This window comes from Isoptericola sp. NPDC060257 (assembly GCF_042726645.1).
GTDB lineage: Bacteria > Actinomycetota > Actinomycetes > Actinomycetales > Cellulomonadaceae > Isoptericola > Isoptericola nanjingensis.
The window spans coordinates 1-8697 of record NZ_JBHXAW010000190.1 but is presented as its reverse complement, the minus strand read 5'-3'; the positions used below and the strand labels follow the sequence as shown (position 1 = coordinate 8697).

General features: G+C 73.3%; 10 protein-coding genes and 1 pseudogene. All 11 read left to right on the top strand.

Features of this window, described 5'->3' with window-relative positions:
- Window positions 1-201 precede the first annotated feature (201 nt).
- Window positions 202-411: a 50S ribosomal protein L31 gene (rpmE, locus tag ACFWEK_RS15060; RefSeq protein WP_429767019.1), complete on the top strand. Its 210-nt coding sequence runs from the start codon at window positions 202-204 to the stop codon at window positions 409-411.
- A gap of 175 nt (window positions 412-586) precedes the next feature.
- On the top strand, window positions 587-1681 hold the full coding sequence (gene prfA / locus ACFWEK_RS15055; protein WP_430548282.1) for a peptide chain release factor 1: 1095 nt from the start codon (window positions 587-589) through the stop codon (window positions 1679-1681).
- Window positions 1674-2666 carry a peptide chain release factor N(5)-glutamine methyltransferase gene (gene prmC / locus ACFWEK_RS15050; RefSeq protein ID WP_430554549.1) on the top strand — a complete coding sequence of 331 codons (993 nt, stop codon included), beginning with the start codon at window positions 1674-1676 and terminating at the stop codon, window positions 2664-2666. The genes prfA and prmC overlap by 8 nt, the downstream gene beginning before the upstream one ends.
- A gap of 13 nt (window positions 2667-2679) precedes the next feature.
- Window positions 2680-3468, top strand: coding sequence for an L-threonylcarbamoyladenylate synthase (locus ACFWEK_RS15045; protein ID WP_430554550.1), 789 nt, complete (start codon window positions 2680-2682; stop codon window positions 3466-3468).
- Window positions 3465-4712, top strand: coding sequence for a glycosyltransferase family 4 protein (locus ACFWEK_RS15040; RefSeq protein ID WP_429767014.1), 1248 nt, complete (start codon window positions 3465-3467; stop codon window positions 4710-4712). Before ACFWEK_RS15045 ends, ACFWEK_RS15040 begins: the two co-directional genes overlap by 4 nt.
- Window positions 4709-5170 carry a hypothetical protein gene (locus tag ACFWEK_RS15035; protein WP_430548285.1) on the top strand — a complete coding sequence of 154 codons (462 nt, stop codon included), beginning with the start codon at window positions 4709-4711 and terminating at the stop codon, window positions 5168-5170. The genes ACFWEK_RS15040 and ACFWEK_RS15035 overlap by 4 nt, the downstream gene beginning before the upstream one ends.
- A 180-nt stretch (window positions 5171-5350) precedes the next feature.
- Window positions 5351-6220, top strand: a complete 870-nt coding sequence (gene atpB / locus ACFWEK_RS15030; RefSeq protein ID WP_430548286.1) for a F0F1 ATP synthase subunit A — start codon at window positions 5351-5353, stop codon at window positions 6218-6220.
- A gap of 101 nt (window positions 6221-6321) precedes the next feature.
- On the top strand, window positions 6322-6552 hold the full coding sequence (locus tag ACFWEK_RS15025; protein ID WP_079569652.1) for an ATP synthase F0 subunit C: 231 nt from the start codon (window positions 6322-6324) through the stop codon (window positions 6550-6552).
- Window positions 6553-6554: 2 nt separating this feature from the next.
- Window positions 6555-7160 carry a F0F1 ATP synthase subunit B gene (locus ACFWEK_RS15020; protein ID WP_430548291.1) on the top strand — a complete coding sequence of 202 codons (606 nt, stop codon included), beginning with the start codon at window positions 6555-6557 and terminating at the stop codon, window positions 7158-7160.
- Window positions 7160-7975, top strand: a complete 816-nt coding sequence (locus ACFWEK_RS15015) for a F0F1 ATP synthase subunit delta (RefSeq protein WP_430548287.1) — start codon at window positions 7160-7162, stop codon at window positions 7973-7975. Before ACFWEK_RS15020 ends, ACFWEK_RS15015 begins: the two co-directional genes overlap by 1 nt.
- An 80-nt stretch (window positions 7976-8055) precedes the next feature.
- Window positions 8056-8697: pseudogene (locus ACFWEK_RS15010) on the top strand (F0F1 ATP synthase subunit alpha); the annotation flags it as partial.

Genomic DNA, 8697 nt, shown 5'->3' with positions numbered 1-8697 from the left:
ACCCCACCCCCCGCGGGGGGGCCTCCGTCCCCCACCCCGGGCCCTCCTAATCTCCCCGGCCGGCGCCCCGGGCCGGGCGCCCCCCCCCCACCAGGGATGTCCGGGGCGCGTCCGCGTTCTGGCACAATGGTTCGTCGGCCATCCCGGTTCACGGCCCGCTGTCCTGCGGGGCGACCCGGTGGCATCACACCAAGGAGCATCATGAAGTCCGGAATCCACCCCGAGTACGTCGTCACCGAGGTGACCTGCACCTGCGGCAACACGTTCACGACCCACAGCACCGCCACCTCCGGCAAGATCAGCGTCGAGGTCTGCAGCGCCTGCCACCCGTTCTACACGGGCAAGCAGAAGATCCTCGACACCGGTGGCCGCGTCGCCCGCTTCCAGGCGCGCTACGGCAAGAAGAAGTAGCTGCCTGACAGCGCCGGTGGTCCGCCCGACAACCTCTCCAGGGGCAGTCGGACGACGGACCACCGGCGCTTCTGCTTTGCCGAGGGAGTGTCGCCACCCGTCGAGGCAGTGCGTGTCCCGGTGAGGTGGTCCGCGCCGGGCCCGACGCCGCCTCGCGCCCGGACCGGGAGTACCCATGACCGACTCGTTCGCCGCCGCGCGGCCGCTGCTCGACGAGCACGCCGAGATCGAGCGCGCGCTGGCCGACCCGGCCGTGCACGCGGACGCGGGGCGCGCCCGCTCTCTCGGCCGCCGCTACGCCGAGCTGAACCAGGTCGCCGCGGCGTACCGCGCGTGGGAGCAGGCCCGCGACGACGCGGAGGCGGCCGCCGAGCTCGCCGCCGAGGACGAGGCCTTCGCGGCCGAGCTGCCGGCCCTGCGCGCAGCGGCGGACGACGCGTCCGAGCGGCTGCGGCGCGTGCTGGTGCCGCGGGACCCCGACGACGCGCGCGACGTCATCCTCGAGATCAAGGCGGGGGAGGGCGGCGACGAGTCGGCCCTCTTCGCCGGCGACCTGCTGCGCATGTACCTGCGCTACGCCGAGCGCCGCGGCTGGGCCACCCAGGTGCTCGACGCCACCGAGACCGAGCTGGGCGGGTACAAGGACGTCCAGGTCGCGGTCAAGGCGCGGAGCGTCTCCGACCCCGCCGAGGGCGTGTGGGCGAGCCTCAAGTACGAGGGCGGCGTGCATCGCGTGCAGCGCGTGCCGGTGACGGAGTCGCAGGGGCGCATCCACACGTCGGCGGCCGGCGTGCTGGTGCTGCCCGAGGTGGACGATCCCGGCGAGGTCGAGATCGACCCGAACGACCTGCGCATCGACGTCTACCGGTCGTCGGGTCCGGGCGGCCAGTCCGTGAACACGACCGACTCGGCCGTCCGCATCACGCACGTCCCCACGGGGATCGTCGTGTCGATGCAGAACGAGAAGTCGCAGCTCCAGAACAAGGAGCAGGCGATGCGCGTGCTGCGCGCCCGGCTGCTCGCGGCGCGGCAGGAGGCCGCCGCCGCGGCCGCCGCCGACGTCCGGCGCTCCCAGGTGCGTACCGTGGACCGCAGCGAGCGGATCCGCACCTACAACTTCCCGGAGAACCGCATCGCGGACCACCGCACCGGGTACAAGGCGTACAACCTGGACCATGTGCTCGCGGGGGACCTCGACCCGGTGGTGCGCTCGGCGGTCGAGGCCGACGAGGCGGCGCGGCTCGCGGCCGCGGGCAGCACCGGTGACTGACGCGACGTCCGCGGTTCCCGCCGTGCCCGGGACCGTCGGCGGGGCCGTGCGCTGGGCGACGTCGCGGCTCGGAGCAGCCGGCGTGCCCAGCCCGCGCGTGGACGCGGAGACCCTGCTCGCGCACGCCCTCGGCGTCGACCGGTCGGAGGCGCGGCGCCTCGCCGTGCTGGACCGCGTCCTGCCGGACGGCGCGGCCGACCGGTTCGCCGCCGACGTCGCGCGGCGCGCGGACCGCGAGCCGCTGCAGCACCTCACCGGCGTGGCCGCGTTCCGGCACCTGGAGCTCGCCGTCGGGCCGGGCGTCTTCGTCCCGCGGCCCGAGACCGAGGAGGTCGCGCAGGTCGCGGTCGACGAGGCGGTGCGCGTGGTGGCCCGCCAGGGAACGGCGGTCGTGGTCGACCTCTGCACCGGGTCGGGAGCCATCGCGCTGGCCGTCGCGACCGAGGTGCCTGGCGCCCGCGTGCACGCCGTCGAGCTCGACGCCGCGGCCCACCGGTGGGCCGCCCGCAACGTCGCCGCGGCGTCGGGGGACCGGCCGGGCGCGGACGCCGTCGTCCGCCTGCTGCGCGGCGACGCGCGCACGGCGCTGCGCGAGCTGGACGGCACCGTCGACGTCGTCGTCTCCAACCCGCCGTACGTGCCGCCGGGCGCCGTGCCGCGCGACCCCGAGGTGGCCGACCACGACCCGGCCGTGGCGCTCTACGGCCTGGGCGACGACGGGCTGGAGGTGCCCCGCGGAGTGACCGCCGCCGCGGCGCGGCTGCTGCGCCCCGGCGGGCTGTACGTCATGGAGCACGCGGAGGTGCAGGCCGCCGCGGCGCGCGCGATGGTGGCGGGCGCCGGCGGGTTCGGCCCCGCGAGCACGCGCGACGACCTCACCGGCCGGCCGCGGATGGTGGTGGCGCGCCGCTCCGGCGGGACGCGCGAGCACCTGGCCACCGACCCGGCCGGCCGGCCGGCGGCCGGTCGAACCGTGACAGACTGAGCCCGTGAGCAGCGTGCACGACGTCACCGACCCGAACACCTGGGGCCCTGCGATCGACGAGGCGGTGAACACGGTCTCGCGCGGCGGCCTGCTGGTGCTGCCGACAGACACCGTCTACGGGATCGGCGCCGACGCCTTCGACGCGGAGGCCGTCGCGGCCCTGCTCGCGGCCAAGGGCCGCGGGCGCCAGATGCCCCCGCCCGTCCTCATCCCCGACGTCCGCACCCTCGACGGGCTGGCCACCGAGGTCCCCGACGACGCGCGCAAGCTGGCCGAGGCGTTCTGGCCGGGCGGGCTCACGATCATCCTGCAGGCGCAGCCCTCGCTGCAGTGGGACCTGGGGGAGACGCACGGCACCGTCGCGCTCCGCATGCCCGACCACCCGGCCGCGCTGGCGCTGCTGCGGCGCACGGGCCCGCTCGCGGTGTCGAGCGCCAACGCCACCGGCAACCCGGCGGCCCTCGAGGTCGCCGACGCGCAGGCGCAGCTCGGTGACGCGGTGACCGTCTACCTCGACGGCGGGGACGCGCCCGGCGGGGTCGCCTCGACCATCGTCGACGCCACGGGCGCGCAGCTGCGCGTGGTGCGCCAGGGCGCGATCACGCTCGAGGCGCTGAACGACGTCGCGCCCGTGCGGGGCGTCGACGAGCCCGTCGAGGAGCCCGCCACCGAGACCCCTGCCGCGTCCACCGCCGAGGCCACCGCCGGGACCGCTGACGCGTCGCCCGAGCCCGCCGACGCGGGCACGCCCGCCCGGACCGAGGAGCAGGGCTCCGCCCCCGCGGAGGAGTCCGCCGGGTGAGGGCCTATCTGCTCCTGCTGCTCGTCTCGGCGGCGGTCACCTACCTCGCCACGCCGGGCGCGCGGTGGGTCGCGCGCCGCACGAACGCGATCACCGCGGTGCGGGCGCGCGACGTGCACGTGCAGCCGACGCCGCGGCTGGGCGGTCTCGCGATGCTGCTCGGCATCGTCGTCGCGGTGGTGCTGGCCTCGCAGATGCCGTTCCTCGCGGGCGTCTTCGAGACCGGCCCGCAGGCGTGGGGCATCGTGGGCGGCGCCGTCATCGTCTGCCTGCTCGGCTGGGCCGACGACGTGTGGGACCTGGACTGGATGACCAAGCTCGCCGGGCAGGTGCTCGCGGCGGGGTTCATGGCCCTCCAGCAGGTCCAGCTCACGTCGCTGCCCACCCCGGACTGGCTGTTCATCACCTCGTCGAGGATCTCGCTGTTCCTGACGATCCTGGTGGTCGTCGTGGCGATGAACGCGGTGAACTTCGTCGACGGCCTGGACGGGCTGGCCGCGGGCCTGATCGCGATCGGCGGCTCCGCCTTCCTGCTGTACACCTACGGGCTGACCCAGCAGGCGACGCCGGAGAACTACGCCAACCTCGCGACGCTCATGATGGCCGTGCTGGTCGGGGCGTGTCTCGGCTTCCTGCCGCACAACTTCTTCCCGTCGCACATCTTCATGGGCGACTCGGGCTCGATGGTGCTCGGCCTCGTCTTCGCCGGCTCGGCCATCACGATCACGGGGAACGTCGACCCGGTCTCGATGGGGGCGACGCTCTCCGGCGCGCAGCGCGTGCCACTGTTCATCCCGCTGCTGCTGCCGGTGGCGGTGGTGCTGCTGCCGCTCCTCGACATGGTCATGGCCGTGATCCGTCGCCTCGCCGCGGGCAAGTCGCCGTTCCACCCCGACCGCATGCACCTGCACCACCGGATGCTGGCGCTCGGCCACTCCCACCGGCGCGCGGTGCTCATCCTCTACGTGTGGGCCGCCGTCTTCTCCTTCGGCGTGGCCGCCCTCGTGCTCTGGGACTGGAAGGCCGTGCTCGCGGGCCTCGGCGTCGCCGTGGTGGTGGCGCTGCTCCTCACCCTCGGCCCGCTGCGCACCCGCGGACGTTTCCTGGACGACGACGTCGCCACCGGCAGCCACCCGGCGGTCGTGGCGGCGCACCCGGCGCCCGCGCCCCACCGTTCCCCGACCCCGCCGCCGGCCGGCCCGGCTGCGCCCACCCTGACGACGCACGAAGGACGCCCCCGATGACGACGCCCGACGCCCCCGGCCCGACGCCCGACCCTGCCGCCGCGGACGAGCACGCCACCGACGCCGAGCGGCGGGTCCTGCGGACCGCGCTGCGGGACACGCTGCTGCTGGTCGGCGCCCTGGTGGTGCTGGGCGGCGGCATCGGCCTGCTGGTCGCCGGCCTGCCGGGGTTGTGGGGCGCCCTGGTGGGCGCCGCGATCGCGGCGTTCTTCTGCGCGACGACGATCTGGTCGATGATGCGCACCGTCGGGTCGAGCCCCGCGCGCATGGCGGCGTTCGTCATGGGCGCCTGGGTGGCCAAGATCGTCGTGCTCATCGTGGTGCTGGCGCTGCTCCAGGGCGCCACCTTCTACGCGCCGTGGGTGCTGATCGCCGTGCTCGCGGTCGGGGCGATCGGGTCCGCGCTGCTCGACTACCGCGCGGTGAACAGCGGCCGCGTGCCCTACGTGCAGCCCTGATCGCGCCGTCCGACCGAGCCTTTGACCAGGGTGCTTGCGCCGGGCGACCATTCGTCGCCGGGGGCAACATCGTGCGCTTCTTCACAAGCCGCAAGATCTGGCCGGAAAAACTGCTCAGCGATGTCGGAGCACCTGTGAACATCCGGTAGGCTGTCCGCGAATCCATGACGGCCAGGTCCGATGGCGTGCCCTCCCAGGAGTGGAGCGCCCGGACCGTACGACCTCCGGGAGAATCCCCTGTCTACGCCAGCGATCCCCCTGCTGCTTGCCGCCGAAGGTGACGGCGAGTTCCACGCGCCGACGATCGCGGACTTCTTCCCGCCGGCCATCTTCTTCGAGGGCACCCCCTTCGAGTTCAACCGGATCATGCTGGTCCGCGTCATCATGGCCACCGTCCTGCTGGTGGTGTTCTGCCTCGCCGCCCGGCGCGCCCGCCTGGTGCCCGGCCGGTTCCAGAACGCGGTCGAGATGATCCTCGACTTCGTGCGCAACTCGATCGCCATCGAGGTGCTGGGCCAGGAGAACGGCCGCAAGTACTTCAAGCTGCTCGCGACGATCTTCTGCACGGTCCTCGTGATGAACATCGCCGCGGTGATCCCGTTCCTCAACATCGCGGGCACCTCCGTGATCGGCCTGCCGATCGTGCTCGCCGCGTGGACGTACGTCATGTACCTCTCCGCGGGCGTCAAGGCGCACGGTCTGGGTGGCTACCTCAAGAACTCGCTCTTCCCGCCGGGGGTGCCGAAGCCGCTCTACGTGCTGCTCGTGCCGATCGAGGCGCTGCAGGTCTTCGTCCTGCGCCCCGCGACGCTCGTCATCCGGCTCCTGGCCAACATGGTCGCCGGGCACCTCATGCTCGCGATCTGCTTCGCGGCCACGTCGTTCTTCCTCTTCGACTCGGCCGGCGCGATGAAGCTGTTCGGCGCGGGCACGTTCGTGGCCGGCGCGGCGTTCTTCTTCTTCGAGGTCTTCGTGGCTGCCCTGCAGGCGTACGTGTTCGCGATCCTCACCGCCGTGTACCTCAACATGTCCGTCGAGGCGGAGCACTGACCGTCTCGCGGTTCCCGGCCTAGCCGGACCCCGTCCTACCAACTGCACCCAGAAAGCGACGCCGGGCCACCGTGGTCCGGCGCCCAACGGAAGGAAACCCAGTGGACGTCACCACCCTCGCCGAGGTCACCGGAAACATCGGCACCGTCGGTTACGGCCTCGCGGCGGTCGGCCCGGGCATCGGCCTCGGCATCCTCATCGGCAAGACGATCGAGGGCATGGCTCGCCAGCCCGAGGTCTCCGGCCAGCTCCGTACCACGATGTTCATCGGTATCGCCTTCGTCGAGGTGCTCGCGCTCCTCGGCCTGGTGGCCGGCTTCATCGTTCCGTGATGATGACCTCTTCCCTGAACACCTCCACGCCGGCGGTCCTCGCCGCCGAGGGGACCGAGCAGAACATCCTGCTGCCGCACACGTACGACATCGTGTGGTCGCTGATCATCGTGATCATCGTCGGGTTCGTGTTCTACCGGTACGTCCTGCCCAAGTTCCAGGCCGTGCTGGACGAGCGCACCGCGAAGATCGAGGGCGGCATCGCCAAGGCGGAGAAGGCCCAGGAGGAGGCTGCGGAGGCGCTGAAGGAGTACCACCAGCAGCTCGCCGAGGCCCGTGCCGACGCGGCGAAGACCCGCGAGGAGGCGCGCGCCGAGGGCACCGCCATCGTCGCGGAGCTCCGCACCAAGGCGCACGAGGAGGCCTCGCGCATCGTCGAGACCGCCCACCGCCAGATCGAGGCGGAGCGCCAGACGGCGGCCGTCTCGCTGCGCGCCGAGGTCGGCGAGCTGGCCACCGAGCTGGCATCCAAGATCGTCGGCGAGTCGCTGCAGGACTCCGCGCGCCAGTCGCGCGTCGTCGACCGCTTCCTCGACGAGCTCGAGGCCGCGGGTGACGAGTCGCGCACGGCGACGCCGGTCGGCAACTCGGTCGGCAAGGAGGGCTGATGCGGGGCACCAGCGGAGCATCCCTCGCGGCGGCGCAGGAGCGGTTCGAGCCGGTCCTGCGGTCCGCCGGGGCCGACGCGAAGGCGCTCGGCGAGCAGCTGTTCGCCGTCGTCGCCGCCCTGGACGGGTCCGGGCCGCTGCGCCGGTCGCTCGCCGACCCGTCGCGCGACCCGGAGGACCGTGCGGCCCTGGCGGGCCGCGTGCTGGCCGGGGGCTTCGACGAGCGCGTCGTGGACCTCGTCACGGGGCTGGCGCGGTCGCGCTGGTCCGGCGACCGGGACCTCGCGGACGCCGTCGAGCGTCTCGGCCTCGACGCCGTGCTGGCGTCCGCCGAGGCGCGGGGCACCCTCGAGACGGTCGAGGACGAGCTGTTCCGGCTGACCCGGGCGCTCGTCGGGCAGCGTGAGGCGCGCCAGGTGCTCTCGGACTCCACGACGGAACCCGGGCGCCGCGCGCAGCTCGTCGACTCCCTGCTCACGGGCAAGGTGGACGACGTGACGCTCGTGCTCGCCCGTCGCGCCACGACCGCCCTGCGCGGCCGCCGCTTCGTGGCGACGCTGCTGTGGTACGGGGAGATCGCCGCCGAGCGTCGTCGTCGTCTCGTGGCCACGGTCACGAGCGGCAGCGTGCTCAGCCAGTCCCAGCAGGACCGGCTCGCCGGGCTGCTCGAGCGTGCCTACGGGCGCCCCGTGCAGCTCAACGTCACGGTCGACGCCGCCGTCATCGGCGGCCTGCGCATCCAGGTCGGCGCCGACGTCGTCGACTCCACCGTGCTGTCCCGCCTGGCCGACGCCCGTCGCCGGCTGGCCGGCTGAACCCCTAGGCCCAGCGCCGGCCCCGGTCGGCTACGCAGAACGTGAGGCCGCGCGATACGCGGCCACGACAGGAGAGAGCAATGGCTGAGCTGACGATCCGGCCGGAGGAGATCCGCGCCGCTCTGGACAGCTTCGTGAAGTCGTACGAGCCCGAGGGCGCGGTCAGCGAGGAGGTCGGCCGCGTCACCGTCGCCGCCGACGGCATCGCCTACGTCGAGGGTCTCCCCGGCGCGATGGCGAACGAGCTGCTGCGGTTCGAGGACGGCACGCTCGGCCTCGCCCTGAACCTGGACGTCCGGGAGATCGGCGTCGTCGTCCTCGGCGAGTTCACGGGCATCGAGGAGGGGCAGGAGGTCCGCCGCACCGGCGAGGTCCTGTCCGTCCCCGTGGGCGAGGGCTATCTCGGCCGCGTCGTCGACCCGCTGGGCAACCCGATCGACGGCCTGGGCGACATCGAGAGCGAGGGCCGCCGCGCCCTCGAGCTCCAGGCGCCCGGCGTCATGCAGCGCAAGTCGGTGCACGAGCCGCTGCAGACCGGCATGAAGGCGATCGACTCGATGATCCCGATCGGTCGCGGTCAGCGTCAGCTGATCATCGGCGACCGGCAGACCGGGAAGACCGCGATCGCGATCGACACGATCATCAACCAGAAGGCCAACTGGGAGTCGGGCGACCCGAGCAAGCAGGTCCGCTGCATCTACGTCGCCGTCGGCCAGAAGGGC

Excerpts from the sequence above, each read along its gene's own strand:
- rpmE (WP_429767019.1), top strand. The coding sequence starts at position 202 with ATGAAGTCCGGAATCCACCCCGAGTACGTCGTCACCGAGGTGACCTGC.
- prfA (WP_430548282.1), top strand. The coding sequence starts at position 587 with ATGACCGACTCGTTCGCCGCCGCGCGGCCGCTGCTCGACGAGCACGCC.
- ACFWEK_RS15035 (WP_430548285.1), top strand. The coding sequence starts at position 4,709 with ATGACGACGCCCGACGCCCCCGGCCCGACGCCCGACCCTGCCGCCGCG.
- atpB (WP_430548286.1), top strand. The coding sequence starts at position 5,351 with ATGGCGTGCCCTCCCAGGAGTGGAGCGCCCGGACCGTACGACCTCCGG.
- ACFWEK_RS15020 (WP_430548291.1), top strand. The coding sequence starts at position 6,555 with ATGACCTCTTCCCTGAACACCTCCACGCCGGCGGTCCTCGCCGCCGAG.
- ACFWEK_RS15015 (WP_430548287.1), top strand. The coding sequence starts at position 7,160 with ATGCGGGGCACCAGCGGAGCATCCCTCGCGGCGGCGCAGGAGCGGTTC.